At 47.6% G+C, this 15,138-nt stretch carries 9 protein-coding genes; 3 read left to right on the plus strand and 6 right to left on the minus strand.

The features are described 5' to 3' along the window. The first annotated feature begins 82 nt into the window (after positions 1-82). The 3 genes from JT717_RS05830 to JT717_RS05840 all read left to right on the plus strand — a co-directional run bounded on the left by JT717_RS05830 (position 83) and on the right by JT717_RS05840 (position 6,259). Complete coding sequence (locus JT717_RS05830; RefSeq protein WP_205509260.1) at positions 83-448, plus strand: hypothetical protein; 366 nt, start codon at positions 83-85, stop codon at positions 446-448. 336 nt (positions 449-784) lie between these two features. Beyond that, on the plus strand, positions 785-5,185 hold the full coding sequence (locus JT717_RS28725) for a PKD domain-containing protein (protein WP_205509261.1): 4,401 nt from the start codon (positions 785-787) through the stop codon (positions 5,183-5,185). A gap of 30 nt (positions 5,186-5,215) precedes the next feature. Continuing rightward, positions 5,216-6,259 (plus strand): PorP/SprF family type IX secretion system membrane protein, encoded by a 1,044-nt coding sequence (locus tag JT717_RS05840; RefSeq protein WP_205509262.1) that lies wholly within the window; start codon positions 5,216-5,218, stop codon positions 6,257-6,259. Positions 6,260-6,269: 10 nt separating this feature from the next. Here JT717_RS05840 and JT717_RS05845 read toward each other — a convergent pair whose 3' ends face one another. The 6 genes from JT717_RS05845 to JT717_RS05870 all read right to left on the minus strand — a co-directional run bounded on the left by JT717_RS05845 (position 6,270) and on the right by JT717_RS05870 (position 15,122). Next, a complete protein-coding gene (locus JT717_RS05845) occupies positions 6,270-7,505 on the minus strand; it encodes a purple acid phosphatase family protein (protein WP_205509263.1) in 1,236 nt (411 codons plus the stop codon). 170 nt (positions 7,506-7,675) lie between these two features. Next, the gene (locus tag JT717_RS05850; RefSeq protein WP_205509264.1) at positions 7,676-9,325 is read right to left on the minus strand and encodes a RagB/SusD family nutrient uptake outer membrane protein; all 1,650 of its coding nucleotides are present in this window, start codon (positions 9,323-9,325) and stop codon (positions 7,676-7,678) included. A gap of 39 nt (positions 9,326-9,364) precedes the next feature. Continuing rightward, positions 9,365-12,697, minus strand: a complete 3,333-nt coding sequence (locus tag JT717_RS05855; RefSeq protein ID WP_205509265.1) for a TonB-dependent receptor — start codon at positions 12,695-12,697, stop codon at positions 9,365-9,367. A gap of 106 nt (positions 12,698-12,803) precedes the next feature. Continuing rightward, positions 12,804-13,781, minus strand: coding sequence for a FecR family protein (locus tag JT717_RS05860; protein ID WP_205509266.1), 978 nt, complete (start codon positions 13,779-13,781; stop codon positions 12,804-12,806). 150 nt (positions 13,782-13,931) lie between these two features. Beyond that, positions 13,932-14,531 carry an RNA polymerase sigma factor gene (locus JT717_RS05865; RefSeq protein ID WP_205509267.1) on the minus strand — a complete coding sequence of 200 codons (600 nt, stop codon included), beginning with the start codon at positions 14,529-14,531 and terminating at the stop codon, positions 13,932-13,934. 111 nt (positions 14,532-14,642) lie between these two features. Further along, entirely contained in the window at positions 14,643-15,122 is a 480-nt protein-coding gene (locus tag JT717_RS05870) for an alpha-amylase family protein (protein WP_205509268.1), read from the minus strand. Positions 15,123-15,138: the final 16 nt, after the last annotated feature.

Below are 15,138 nucleotides of genomic sequence, written 5' to 3' on the forward strand. Positions count from 1 at the left end.
TCCGTAACCAGACCCAGTTGGAACCATGTACAAATTAAAACCTCTGATGCTCACAGGGTATATATTCGCCCTGTTCATTACTATGTCTTGTAAAAAAGTGCTTGAGAAAAAAGCACAGGACATGGTAATGGATGCCATGACCAGTGGAGAATGGATCGTTGAACAGTATATAGAGGGCAATAACAATATTTCGAATCAGTTCCTGAACTATTCTTTTAAGTTTTACGAAAATGGCACGGTGACCGGAACCATAAACAGTACCAGCACCGAAGGCAGCTGGGTAGGCAATGTGTCGGATTATACGATCACTTCAGATTTTCCGTCGGCTACCGATCCGCTGAAAAAACTGAATGGGGTGTGGAAACTGAAAGACACTGACTGGGATTATGTGAAAGCGCAAATGACAACGCCTGATGGAGTAAATGTACTCACATTGCGTAAAAAATAAAACCGGAACACCTTATCCCCAACGACGCTTATATTTTTTTCGTATCATAAGTTAACCAGGTTAATAAACAACAACCTCACTCCTTTTAACCGACAACTTATCAACGGATAAGCTTCACCCTGAATATCCTATTTAATACTTCAGACTAGGATCCGAATTCCCCAGATTAACCTATTACCCCAGTTGGTTAAGAACTGATCTATTGTGTTATGCAAAACCATGTACGTACGTTATAGCCTGTTCAATGGTTATAATGTACCGGGAACAAGGTTTGCATAGTTCGTTATTCTATGCTTGTGGGTAAGGCAGCCTATAAACCATAAAACAGTTTTGCACTTGAGTAAATTTGACCTTGCACCTTGTGATAACCGGATGCACCTGCCGGTATGGCTCCGTTCTGTGAACCAAACGTTTACCAGATCGTGGTTTTGCTTACTATTTAGCCTGTTATTCTCCCTTTACGGATATGCGCAACCCATGGTAGCGGACTTTAGCGCCAACACCACCTCAGGGTGCTCACCGCTGGCGATTGCCTTTAAAGACTTAACCACAGGTAGTCCCAAGTTTTGGAACTGGGATTTCGGTAATGGCACTTTATCAAATGCGCAAAATCCGGTGGTAACTTATTCGCAACCTGGCACCTACACTGTTAAGCTGGTTGTTCGCAATGCCGATGGCACTACTGGAATTACAAAAACAGATTTCATTACTATTTACCCATCACCGCAGGCATCTTTTGTTACTAATTTCACTACCGGGTGTGTACCAGTAACTGTACAATTCACAGATCGCAGTACTTCTACGGCTGGCAATATTGTGTCGTGGCAATGGAATTTTGGTGATGGAGCTACCAGCACAGAGCAAAGTCCTTCTCATACCTATACGAATACCGGCTTTTACAATGTTTCACTTACAGTTACGAGCAGCACAGGCTGCCGATCTGTTTATAGCGTAAACAGATTGATACGCATCGTTTCCGGCGTTAAGGCAGAATTCGATAACAGCAAACCGGAATCCTGCCAGGCGCCCTATAATAATATAACGTTCAAGAATCTATCCAGCGGCCCGGGCAATATGACCTTTCAGTGGGACCTTGGCAACGGCAGCAATTCAACCGATCCCAATCCAACCACCTCTTACGCCACAGCCGCCACCTATAACGTAACGCTTACAGCTACCAGTGAATTTGGTTGTTCGGGCACTATTACAAAACCCGTCACTTTCGGTGGTCCAACCACCGCTATAAAAGGGCCTGATACTGTTTGCCAGAATGCAACAGCACTTTTTGTAAATGATGGTTCTGCAGCACCGCAAAAAAGCGTTTGGGATTTCGGCAATGGCATACAAAAGACCGGCAAAGACGAAAGCTTTACCTACACAGCGTTAGGTGACTTTACAGTAAAGCTAACCAATACATATGCAGGTTGTATAGATTCAGCGATTAAAAAGGTACATGTACGATCGACGCCGGTTGTAGATTTTAAAGTATTGAATGGGGTCGCTTGTAAACCTCCATTGAATGTGACTTTTGAAGATGCTTCACCAACGCCAATTGTAAAATGGGTATGGGATTTTGGCGACGGTGGAAGTGGCACAGGATCGCCTGTGAATCATATGTATAATGCAGCCGGCGATTTTACTGTAAAAGGCACGTTTACCGATGCTAATGGTTGCGAAGTAGCAATTTCGAAACAGGCGGTGATAAAGATCGAAGCACCCACGGTGAAGATCAACAATGTTCCGGCCGGTGGTTGTGTCCCCTACACCTATACGCCCGTCGCTACTGTTACCGCATTGGATGGGATTGCTACCTATTCCTGGGATTTTGGCGATGGCACTGTAATCACGGGAACAAATCCAAGCCCATCGCATACCTATACCTCCACTGGCGCTTACGACATAAAACTAACCATTACCACTACCGGTGGTTGTACGGTAACGGCTACCGAAAGAGATGGGGTAAAAGTTGGCACCCCGCCTGCAACCAACTTCAGTATGTCGGCCACCGATGTTTGTGCTTCTGAAATAGTATCATTTACTGACCTCACCCCCCAACCCGTAGATGATTGGTTCTGGCAATTCGGTGACGGCGGTACATCTACCCAGAAAAATCCAACGCATTTATTTACCGACTCGGGTACTTTTGTCGTTAAATTAACTGCATTCAATAACCGCTGCCCCTTTCAGGGCGCCGGCCAGCAGATCCATATAAAACCCCCGATAGCCCGCTTTTCGCCTCGCCCTAATTGTAACAATTTGGATGTTAACTTTATCAACCTTTCAAAAACCGACCCGTCGTATGGTGCCATCAGCTATTCGTGGAACTTTGGCGATGGAACCACTTCTACAGACCCTAATCCCACCCATACATTTCCGGCATACGGAACATACCCGGTTACCCTTACTGTAACCAACGGTTCATGTACACATACATTTGCCGAAACGGTAAAATTGATTAAGGAACAGGCAGCATTCACAAATGTCTCTCCCATTTGCAGAGGCGGCGATTTTAGTATTATCTCTTCCAATTCAGCTCAGCTAATTTCCCAATATGAATGGTCAATCGACGGAGCACCTTACGTAGCAGGCCCTGCGCATTATAGGGCCAATATAGGCGTTTTAGGCTGGCATAGCATCGGGCTGGTTATTACAGATATCAACGGCTGTACTGATACACTGGTAAAATCGAACGCAGTGAATGTAACCGCGCCGGTTACCAATTTTACGGCAGCTTCAGCCGGTGGCTGTAAAGATGTAACGATCACCTTCAATGATAATTCATCATCTCCCTTGAGTACATTGGTAAAATGGACCTTCGATTTTGGGGATGGTAAAAGAGAATCGTTCACAAATGCACCTTTCACTCACCCATACACAGATACAGGCCTATTTGTTCCGAAGCTGATAGTAGAAGATGCCATGGGCTGTACAGATTCAGTAGAACTGGCTGACACGCTGTTCATTGCAACACTTGTTACCGATTTCACGTCGGATTATGACACCATTTGTCCATCATCGAGTGTACAGTTCACCGATGCTTCCGTTGGCGCCGGCTTAACCTATTTCTGGGATTTTGGCAATGGAAGCACCTCCACCCAGCAGAACCCATCATTAAGTTATGGAGGCAACAATGCTGCCTATACCGTTAAACTGGTGATCACCGACCGCGGCGGCTGTAAAGATTCAATAACCCGTAGCAATTATATCACTACTTTAAAGCCTATCCCTGCCTTTGATATTCGCGATACGCTTACTATTTGTCCGCCCATCGAAAGCAAATTCTTCTTCAAAGGTGAACATTACGAATCCTTTGAATGGAACTTCGGGGACGGCTCTACCTCTACCCTGCAGGATCCTACGCATTTCTATAATGCTTATGGCGACTTTACGGCCTGGCTGATCTTAACGGGGTATGGCGGCTGCAAAGATTCAGTCAGCGCGAACGTGCATGTGTATGATCCTGGAACTGCTACCCAGTTTAATTACAGTCCGCTGGATGCCTGCAATGAATTACTGGTTGATTTCACCCTGAAGCCAATTCCTGATATGAAATTTGCCGTTCATTTTGGCGATGGCACCCTGGATTCTTCCATGGCCACCACCTACCAGCATTTTTATAAATCACCGGCTTTCTACAGCCCTTCTGTTCAATATTTAGATAACCAGGGTTGTATCGCCGGCGTAAGCGGCCCGCCCATCCGGGTCATCGGGGCTGAGCCATTCTTTGGTGTCGACAGGAAAAAATTCTGTGATTCCGGTATCGTATACTTTACGAATTATACCATTGGTAATGATCCCGTGGTAAGCCGCACCTGGAATTTTGGCGATGGCTCCCCCACTACTTCCGACCAGGACCCTGCGCACTTTTTCCGTCGGCCGGGCACCTTCATAGTTTCACAAAACGTAACTACCCAGCAGGGATGTTCCAAAACCATTACCGACACCATACGGGTCTATCGCACCCCCGATCCATATATAGTAGGCGATAGCATTGGCTGTATCAATGCCACGCTCAACCTGCGAGGTATGCTGCGGGTGCCCGATACTGCCATTACCTGGAAGTGGACACCCGGCAACCAGTCAACCAAAGACATTTCGGTGAGTTTCCCGAACAGCGGCGACTATACCATGTTCCTGCAGGCCACGAACTCCTTTGGTTGTACAGACAGCGCCCGCAAAGAGCTCTTCGTGCCGCCTTTACCGTCTGTTACCGTGAACGACAACCCGGTAATACCGGTAACAACCGGTGTCATACTGCCCGTTACATATGGGCATGAGGTAGAGAACTTCACCTGGTCACCGGCCAAGAACCTGAGCTGTACGCGTTGTCCCACGCCCTATGCCAATCCGAAATTTACCACTACCTATAATGTGAAAGTGGAAGACCACTATGGTTGTACTAATTCAGCCGATGTTACCGTAACGGTAGTGTGTAACGGATTGAACTATTTTGTACCCAATACTTTCTCACCCAACGGCGATGGCGTGAACGATATTTTCGCCCCCCGGGGTGTTGGCCTCACGCGTGTAAACAGCATGCGCATTTTCAATCGCTGGGGTGAAATGGTGTATGAAAGAATGAATTTTATGGCAAATGACCGTACCCCGACTGGCGGCTGGGATGGAACCTATAAAGGCAAACCAGCCAGTGCCGATGTATATGTATATATCATCGAGTTTGTTTGTGAAAATGCTGCGATCGTACCTGTTAAAGGCAATGTGGCATTAGTACGGTAATTAAAAACATTAACATTAAATTTCCCGATCATGATCACCGGCCGTAACTGCAAACGAATTTTTGCCGGCATTATAGTGTCCCTATCCATGTTGCAGGCAACAGGACAGGATATACATTTTTCACAATTTTTCGAAGCGCCCCTTTTACGCAATCCATCACTGGCCGGCATTTATACCGGCGACTACCGGATCCAGGGCGTTTACCGCGATCAGTGGAACAGTATCACCAATGCATACAGAACAGGCTCATTGAATGCTGAACTCAAAATGCCCGTAGGCGTCGGTAACGATTTTATCACCACCGGTATCCAGGCTGTATTTGACAAAGCCGGTACCGTGGGCTTAACCACCACGCATATTCTGCCTGCGCTCAACTACCATAAATCGTTGAGCGATGAAAAGACCATGTACCTCTCGCTGGGTTTTATGGGCGGATTGATCCGCAAAAGCATTGACGTTACCAAGATGACTACCGATAACCAGTACTCGGGTGGCGGTTATGATGGCAGTTTGCCCACGGGCGAAAATTTCCTGACACCCAATTACAGTACCTGGGACGCCAGTGTGGGCATGAGCTTTAATACCACCTTTGGCGAAGAGCAGGCAAACAGTATGTTTGTAGGTTTCGCTTACCACCATTTGAACCGCCCGAAAAATTCCTTCTATCGCAACCGCAGTATTGAACTAAGCCCCAAGTATGTTGGTTCGGTGGGCGTCAAATGGCGGATGGATGATGTTTCAGCGGTGACCCTGCAGGCCGATCATTCCGTACAGGCAAATTATTCAGAGACCATCGGTGGCGCCCTGTACTCCTACAACCTGGGCAGCGACCTCGATGGCAATCCCCTGTATACACTGAGCGGCGGTTTGTTCCTGCGCTGGAAAGATGCACTGGTACCTGTGATCAAGATCGAATGGGGCAACCTGTCTACGGCCCTGAGTTATGACGTGAACGTATCACCGCTCAAAACCGCCAGTATGGGCCGGGGCGGTTTCGAATTGTCCCTGAGCTATATCGGCTTCCTGCACCGCGATAACAGCAGCGAGTATAAAATGTTATGCCCGAAATTTTAGTAATCGCTTTTTATTTCGATACCATATAATTTCCGACCTCCTTACCGCTATCATCGAGCATGGTAAGCCGTAAGTTACGGGCATCGGCATGCAGCCTTATAAGGGTTCTCTGTCCTTCTTTAGGACCACCGCCGATTACAATGGGATACTGGTGTTGTTCTTTTACCGGTGGATGCACCCCGTATTTATGGGTATGCCCGCTGATGCACATATCGATGCGATACTTGTTAAAGAGCGGATTGAATAATTCGCGGCAATGCATGGTGCCATGCCAGTCGCCCGAATAAAAAGGCGGAATATGCATCAGCACTACTTTAAAGCTTGCTTTTTTAAAAGGGCGGCTTTGCATCACTTCCGACAACCATTGCTGTTGTTCGCGGCGATAGGCGTCAAAATCAACTATACCGGCATACACGGGCGTATCATCTGTTTTATCCTCGCCTGTATCCAACACGGTAAAATGCACCGGTCCCCAGCTGAATGTATAAAATTGATTGCCTTGCGGATTGCAGAAATAATGATGCAGGTCGCGGCTGAACTTTCCCCTTGTTTCATGGTTTCCCCGCACATACATAAAAGGTTTTGCACTGGCGAAACTGCTGATGCAGGGTTGCAGCATATGATCAACGATCTGCTGCTCGCTGGTTTGATAATCGAAGATATCGCCGTTAAAAAATACAAAGTCATAAGGTTCTTCGCCATTCATTTGCACCAGGTGGGGAATGGAATGCGGCCTGTCGTGAATGTCGTTCAGAATTAAACAACGCATGGCTTTCCCGTTCTCTGCCGGGGTAGTAAAAGAATACACCTCACTTTCCAGCGTATTGCCATAAGTAAGCTTATAAGGTTCGAAGCCAGTAATTTCTTTTGAGACCACGCGGTAGTAATAGGTCGTTCCTGGTTTCAGGTTGTTCAACCGGATGCGGTTTACCCGGTTGTACGCATCTACCAGGCCATTGGTAACGCTGTGCGCCTTTTGTCCCAGCGAACTGGTTTCACCATATTCAACCCAGCTATAAGATAGCAGATTGGTAATGAACATGACGACCATTGACCCCGGTGCAGCATATTGCAGGTAAGGGCTGGCGGTAAATATATGTCCGGCCGAGGGATTGGCAGCTGTCAGCAGCGGCGATCTTGCCTGCAATGTGGCAGGCAGTAAACTTCCTGCCAGTGTTGCGCCACCCAGGCCGGTAAGCGATTGTATAAAATGGCGGCGGCTATTACTTGTTGGTTGTTGGTGCATATAAGGTGAATATTGGCTTCGCTATAAAAATACGCAGGCATCGTATATTAAATGTTACGCAAACGTTTGCTCAAATTACAGACGCATGAAAACACAGCAGGGTTACACCCACTGCGTTTTCATGAAAACTTTTATAAAAAAGATCAAATAGTTCTGCGACACCAGGACACTCAATAATCCGGATTCTGGGTTAACGCCTTATCTTTTTCCCGCTCTTTTTGCGGAATGGGAAAGAGGTCGAATGCAGGCCGGTATACCCGGTTCTCTAACAGGAATTTTTCGTACTTAAACAGGTTGCCGCTTTTGGTGATGCGCATGCCATAGGCAGTAGTGCCTTCCTGGGTACCAATGCGCCAGCGCCGCAAGTCCCAGAAGCGATGGGCTTCAAAGGCCAGTTCTACCCGGCGTTCATGGCGGATGCGTTGACGCATTTCTTCTTTCGATAAGCCGGCAGGCAAGGGCGGCATTTTTACGTTCTTACGGTCGCGTACCTGGTTCACCGCATCATACACCGTTTGGTCAGGCGCGCCCAATGCTTCATTCTGCGCTTCTGCATAATTCAACAGCGCCTCGGCATAACGCATGAATACCCAGTAATGGCTGCCAGGTTTATACGATGTGATCAGGGTGGCATTTTCATCGAGCAGTTTGGCCACATAATAACCGGTTTTCGTAGCCGCATTGTTGTAATTCAATCCATCTACACCACTTCCCACATAGGTATTAATGGTGGCGCCTGCCCATTTACGGCCGTTATAAATGATCGACTGATGAAAGCGGGGATCGCGGCCAACATAGGGGTTGGCAGGATCGTAGCCTGAACCCGGATCAGTGATATACTTACCATTGCTCATTTCATATTCATCAACCATGTTTTGCAGAGGCTGCAGGTTGCCCCATCCCCCGCCCTGGCTGGGCGGCTGGGTATGGCGCACCCAGTCATCGCTTACCACCTTCCAAACCTGGTTCACAGTGCTTTGAAAGATCACCTCCGGCGAAGTACGGGTATGAAAAAGGGTTTTATAATTGTCATCCAGGCGATATACATTCAGCTCCATCACCGCTCTGGCAGCATCGGCCGCCTGCTGCCATTTGTCCAGCTTGTTCTCCGGGTTATGCAAGAGACTGGCTGCATATAATAACAAACGCGACTTCAGCATTAAAGCAGCGCCCCTGGTAGCCCGGCCAAGGTGTTCGCTACTATGTACAAGCGGTAATAAAGCGGCCGCACTGTCACAATCCCTTACGATGAATTCAACCACTTCATCTTCACTATTACGGGGTATTTGCAGGTCCTCATCTATCGTGAGCGGTTTTTCGATCAGCGGCACGCCCCCGTATCGTTTGTACAACTCTTCGTAAAAGAAGGCCCGTAAAAACAGCGCTTCCCCTTTCATCCGGTATTTACCGGCTTCCTGCCTGGCATCGTTCACCGGCAATGCATCAATATTTTGCAGGAAAATATTCGCTTTCCTGATATTCTGGTAAGACTTAGCCCAGATATCTATAGGATTATTCGTAGGTGAAATAAGGCCACTCGTAAAGTTAATAGTGCCATAATTAAAGGTATAGGGGCATTTGGCTTCATCACAGGCGGCCGCATACGTAAATGAATATACCGGCATCCAGTCTCCCGCACCGATACCGGTGGCATATATATTGGCCAGAAAAGCATCTGTCTGTACATAATCATTGAACAATTCCTTTTCGGTTATTCCGCCCGATTCCGCTTTATCGAGGTAGGAATTCACTTTTTTACAGGCTGTCATGCCGGTAAGCACCAGGCAGCCAAGCATCCATATATATTTTCTGTATCGCATTGCTGTAGTTTGATGTTAATTGTATTGATTGCTTACAACTTAAAAATCTGCAGACACTCCGAAATTCACTACCCGCAGCTGCGGATAAAAGAAACCTTTACCACTGGGCGCCTCGGGATCAAAACTGCCATTGCCCATGCGGTCCCAGGTATACAGGTTCATGCCGTTGGCATATAACCGTAATGATGAAATACCGGTGAACCTGCCGATCTGCAGTTTTTTGAAAGTATACCCGATCTCAATATTCTTTAACCGCAGGTAGGTGGCATCCTTCAAAAAGAACGATGAATTTTCCTGGTGATTATTGGTGTTTTGACCATAGTGTAATGCCGGATAGCTGGCCGTGGCAGCTGTTTCTGGCGTCCACCGGCCCAGGTGCTGCTCCATGACTTTTGCGCCATTATAAAATTCCCAGGCGCCTTCATGACTAAAACGTACGGTGTAATTACCTGCTCCCTGGAACAGTACGCTTACATCGAAGTTCTTCCAGCTTACGCTGCCGGAAAAGCCGTGCAAGAATTCGGGTACGGTACTTTTACCGATCGGTCCTTTATCATTGTTATCGATGACATTATCCTCATTCAGGTCTTTGTATTTCAGATCGCCGGGGATCAGGTTGCCGAACTGGCGCGGACTGTTCGCTATTTCTTCTTTACTGTTAAAGAAACCGATGGCCGTGAAACCGAACTCCTGTCCGATCGGGTGCCCCGTCGTGCGCAGGTAATCATAGGGGTAACTGATCTCGTCTCTGAACAATACTTTGTTCCTTGCGAAAGAACCGTTTGCCCGCAGCGAATACATCACATTACCAATACGGTTGTTATGCGTGAGCTCGAGGTCAATGCCCCGGTTTACAATCACGCCCATATTGGCCGGCGTCAGGTTGCCGGGACTTACTCCTAAAAGATCAGGGATGATGCCGCGGGTGATAAGGATATCATTGCGCTTTTCGCGGAAGACATCTACAGTAAGGTTCAACAGGCTGTTCCATAATCTTGCTTCCAGGCCAATATTCAGCTTACGCGCTTTTTCCCAGGTAACATCAGGGTTCGACATAGCGCCTTCCTGGCGGCCGGGGATAGCCGTTAACTGGTCGGTGCCAAAACTATAACCGGGGCCGCTTACGTATTCTGAAATGAACAGCCAGCGCCGGTTGCCCAGCTGATGATTACCGGTCAACCCATAGGATGCTCTAAGTTTCAGAAAATCGAGCACGGCATTATTTTGCAGGAAAGCTTCTTTAGAGATCACCCAACCGGCAGACACCGCGGGAAAAAAGCCATAGCGCCTGTCTTTTGCAAAATTGTCGGTGCCATTGTAGCCTGCATTTAATTCCCCAAAATATTTATTGTTCAAATTCCAGGTTACTCTCGCCACCAGTCCCTGCGTTACATAGGGGATGGTTCCGCCTATTACCTGTTGCTGGCGGTTGGCCAGCAGCAGGGCCGTAATATTATGCTTGCCGAAACTGCGTTCATAATTCACAGAAAGATCCAGCCAGGTACTGCGGTTCTGGGTAAACTCGCTTTCAGGCGCTTTGAGCGGTGCATCGGCGCCGGAGAACGAATAACTCGATGTATCATAGTAATCGCCACTGCCTTTATACAATGCCGTTCTCATTTCCTTGCTCCTGATAAAAGCGGCCCTGGAATAGCCGTCGAAAGAAAAGTTTCCCTTGACAAACAAACCAGGCGTTACAAAATCGAGTTTCCGGATAGCCGTGAACATCCCTGATAAAGAGGAATTGAAATACTGCCTGTATCCCGTTGTGTTCACCAGCGCAAAGGGATTGCCGCGGGTGGTACCACCATAAAAACCATTCGGATATTGTATGGGGTAGGCATTCGGTGGGGTTTTTCCCAGGTAATTAAATATCACATCGGTGTTTATATTCGGCGTGTTCTGGTCTTCAATTGCGCCAAACAAACTAAGTCCTACTGAAAAATCCCTGTCAAAGTCTATATCGATATTGGAGCGGAAATTATACCGGCGATATTTCAGATTGGCATCGTACTGATCATTTTTTGCTGCTTTATACAAGCCGTTCTGCTGGGTATAGCCTGCGTTCACAAAATATTTCACCATGGGTGAACCACCACTGATATTGAAATTGGCCCTGGTCATTTGTGCCGGTTTCAGCATTTCATGCATCCAGTCAACATTCGGATATTTATAGGGGTCTGAACCGGATGCATAAGCCTCCAGGGCTTCCTCTGAATAAGGCAGCAGCGTTCCATTTGGATTATCGTTCTTATACGCCTCATTGGCCAGCAACGCAAAATGATAGGAATCGAGGTATTTCGGAATGCGGGTTGCGGACTGAACAGAACTTTGCACACTGGTATTGATCCTGGGTTTGCCTGCTGTGCCCCGCCGCGTTTTTACAATAATTACGCCGTTAGCGCCTTTTACGCCATACAAGGCCGTAGCCGATGCATCTTTCAGAATGGTGATACTTTCTACTTCATTCGGGTCAAGTACCGACAGATCAACCAGGTTGGGATCTTTTTCAACCCCATCGATGGTCAAGAGCGGCGCCGTGCTGTTGAAGGTAGCCCTGCCCCTGATATACATCTCGGGATTATCAGCGCCCGGCTCGCCGGAACGTTGCACCGATATCAAACCCGGTAAGCGACCGGTCAATGCATTGGCAATATTTGCGGCCGGACTCTGTTTGATCTCTTTCGTGCTAAGGGAGGCGATGGCGCCCGTTTGGGCGATCTTCTTCTGCGTTTGACCAAAGCCCAGGACCACCACTTCGCCCATTGCGCCTGTACGCTTTAGGGCTATGGCGAAGTTTGTACGGGCGCCAACCGGTTCGCGAACAGATTCATAACCGGTATATGTAAAAAGCAGGTTATCGCCGGGTTGCGCTTCAATAACAAAGGACCCGTCTTCTTTACTCATAACGCCCTTCATGGTACGCTGTACTAATATGTTCACACCAGGTAAAGCTTCTTTTGTTTCCGCATCGGTAATAATGCCCGTTATGAATACACCAGTTGGTTTTTTTACGGCAGGCGCCGCCGGTACCGGCCGGGTGATCACAATATAACCGCTGAACTCTTTAAATGAGAGGGCGGTGTTCTTAAATAACTGCTTACATACATTTTCAAGAGGCTCATTGGTAAAAGACATTCTGGGCACCTTGAATGATTGTACATCGTCCTGCGTATAAGCGAAATTGATGCCGGTACTTTTCTGTAACTGTTGCAGCGCTTTGTCGAGCGACTGCTCGTGGAAACTAATGGTCACTTTTGATTGCAAGACGGTTTGCGCCTGAGCGGCTACACCAAATACCATAGAAAATACCAACGTAAGCAGCCAGTGATGGTAACCTAAACAGCGCTGTTCAGGAATCTTTTTTTTCATAATTTCGAAACTTGTTTTTTAGTAGTAAATAGTTGCTACCATTAGCAGGATACAGGGGCCTAATCCTGTGTCCTGTTTGTTTTAGCGGCAGCCCAATAACTGTGAACTAGTATAATGACCAGGTAACGGAATCTATTTTTTTATATTGATGACGATCCAATAATGCCAGCACCTCTATTACCTCCTGTACTGGCGTATTTCTCCCTAACTTAATGTTGTAATGCTGCGCTGCTACCGCCCCGCTACCGGTTTGCAGGTGGATGCCGTATAACTGCTCCATCGCCAGCTGCAGTTCGCTGAACGGGGCGTTGTTCAACTGCAGTTCGTTCTCTTTCCAAACGGCTGCCAGCCAGCGGGGCACCGTGCTTTTGGTATATGCGCCTGTAGTTGCTTTTACACTGATCTGTTTACCCGGCAGTAATATATCGAGTTGTTTTTGCTGGTGGCTTACGGCTACTTTACCGGTAGCCACAGTGACCTTTACCGTTTCACCCGCCGGCCCGGTTTGCACACTGAAAGAGGTGCCCAGTACCTGAGTTTGTACGGGTCCGTTTTCAACAATGAAAGGATGGGCAGGGTCTTTTTGCACCTCGAAGAACGCTTCGCCCGCAATAAGTTCTACCCTACGGGTGGCCTGCTTGTACATTTGGGTATCTACCACCAGGCGGCTATTCGCTTTTAACCACACGACGCTGTGATCGGGCAAAACGTAGCGGGTGGTTTTACCGGCAGGAACTGAAATGATCACTGATTGCGCAAGCTGTTTGCTGGAGCTGGATGGTGGCGGCGCCAATAACCACCAAGCCGCGAACGCGATTATAACGGCCGCAGCGGCCGCCCAATATAACCAGCGATAAACAGCCCACCGTTGAGGCGCCTGCTGGTAACCAGGCCAGGTAGCCGCTTCCTGCAAGATGGCCTTTTCCATGGCTTCGGGCATGAGTTCGGCAACAGGTTCCTGCCATATGCCCTGCAGATATTCATCAAACGCTTGCGGGTTTTGATCAATCCATTGCTGCACCCGGGCTGCTTCGTCAGCAGAACATTCCCCTTTTAGAAATTTCTCCAGTAAATGTTTGTCCATGCAAATAACAGTAAAGCTGTATTTACCTGCTATCACGAACGAACTGAGCAGAACCGGTAAGGGGAAGGCAAGTTTTTTTAGTTATTTGTTATTAAGTTCATGAGCTATCTGCCCTTCTACTGATCCCTGAACAACGGAAAGATTCAATAACTAACTAATATCCATTTCTTTTCGCAGGAATTTCAACGACAACCCGATCTGCTTTTCAACGGTGGCGGGCGAGATGCCTAATTGGTCGGCTACTATTTTGGGTGAGAGTCCTTCCTGTTTAACCAGGGTGAAGATTTCTTTTCGCCTGGCCGGCAACAGGTCGATGGAGGATTGTAGTTGCTGCAAGCGCTCTTTATAATGTATAAGATGTTCAGGCGGAGCTATCGCATCCGGCGGGGTGTTATCCTGTTGCAGCTGGCTGATCAATTGCCGCTGCCTTGTTTTTTTCCGCAGGTGGTCGATAACGGCATTGCGGGCATAGGTGAACAGCAAGGGCAGTACGTCGCTGCTATCATCCACGGTAGCTATCTTTTGCCAGAGCCGTGCGTAGCAGTTCTGAATAATGTCTTTGGCGTCTGTTTCGTGCCGTGTAAGCTTCCAAACAAAATGGTAGAGCCGGTCTTTCGTTGCTACGAATATGCGGTTGAATTTTTTGGCCAGGTCTGCACCTGCCTCAACCGTTTGGGTAGCAGGCCCTGAAACTTCCTGCTCGGCTACAGCCAATTTCCATAACGCGGTATCGTTTAGTGGGAGTTCCATGTTTTACAAAGTCGACGCAAAGAAAACCAACCAATGTTATACAATTATTAAGTGGTATGGTAAAGCAATGCTCTGTTCGTTTTGCTAATTCCGCCCCTTTTGTTATAGCGGTTAAAATGGTTCATCATTTCGCCCGCGATTACAATAATCATACTTGAGGTAGGCGATTCCACATTTCGATAAAGTTTTGGGGTTGCGTTCCTCAAAATTATAAATGCCTGTTACACCATCGCAGGCCGGTAATGCAGTACGGGAATAGATTCCCGTTTTTTGTACTTTACTATGTATCACATCAGCGAGCGATTGTGAACGAGGGGTAAAACAAAGGGGGCGGGCCTGCAATTCATTCCCTGGCTTGCGGCCATCTGCCCAAAGATGATAAAGCACTATATATTGATAACCAGCCCCGGCCATTTCTGAAGGCAGCAAGCCACCGGCTATTTTCCCGATCAGCTTAACTGATAATCCTTCCTGCAATAAGTTTCGGCCAGTCATTCCCATTGCCGGAGTGAAGGCAACGCTTGCCTGCACTTTTACGAATAGCGTTAAGAAGGAAATGCAGCTGGCGTTGGCAGGCTTTTGCTGGATCATACAATCAGGATTTGCG

The sequence above is a fragment of the Longitalea arenae genome (genome assembly GCF_016924755.1).
In the GTDB taxonomy this organism is placed as follows: domain Bacteria; phylum Bacteroidota; class Bacteroidia; order Chitinophagales; family Chitinophagaceae; genus Niastella; species Niastella arenae.

Excerpts from the sequence above, each read along its gene's own strand:
- JT717_RS05840 (WP_205509262.1), top strand. The coding sequence starts at position 5,216 with ATGATCACCGGCCGTAACTGCAAACGAATTTTTGCCGGCATTATAGTG.
- JT717_RS05860 (WP_205509266.1), bottom strand. The coding sequence starts at position 13,781 with ATGGACAAACATTTACTGGAGAAATTTCTAAAAGGGGAATGTTCTGCT.
- JT717_RS05845 (WP_205509263.1), bottom strand. The coding sequence starts at position 7,505 with ATGCACCAACAACCAACAAGTAATAGCCGCCGCCATTTTATACAATCG.
- JT717_RS05865 (WP_205509267.1), bottom strand. The coding sequence starts at position 14,531 with ATGGAACTCCCACTAAACGATACCGCGTTATGGAAATTGGCTGTAGCC.
- JT717_RS05870 (WP_205509268.1), bottom strand. The coding sequence starts at position 15,122 with ATGATCCAGCAAAAGCCTGCCAACGCCAGCTGCATTTCCTTCTTAACG.
- JT717_RS05850 (WP_205509264.1), bottom strand. The coding sequence starts at position 9,325 with ATGCGATACAGAAAATATATATGGATGCTTGGCTGCCTGGTGCTTACC.
- JT717_RS05855 (WP_205509265.1), bottom strand. The coding sequence starts at position 12,697 with ATGAAAAAAAAGATTCCTGAACAGCGCTGTTTAGGTTACCATCACTGG.
- JT717_RS05830 (WP_205509260.1), top strand. The coding sequence starts at position 83 with ATGTCTTGTAAAAAAGTGCTTGAGAAAAAAGCACAGGACATGGTAATG.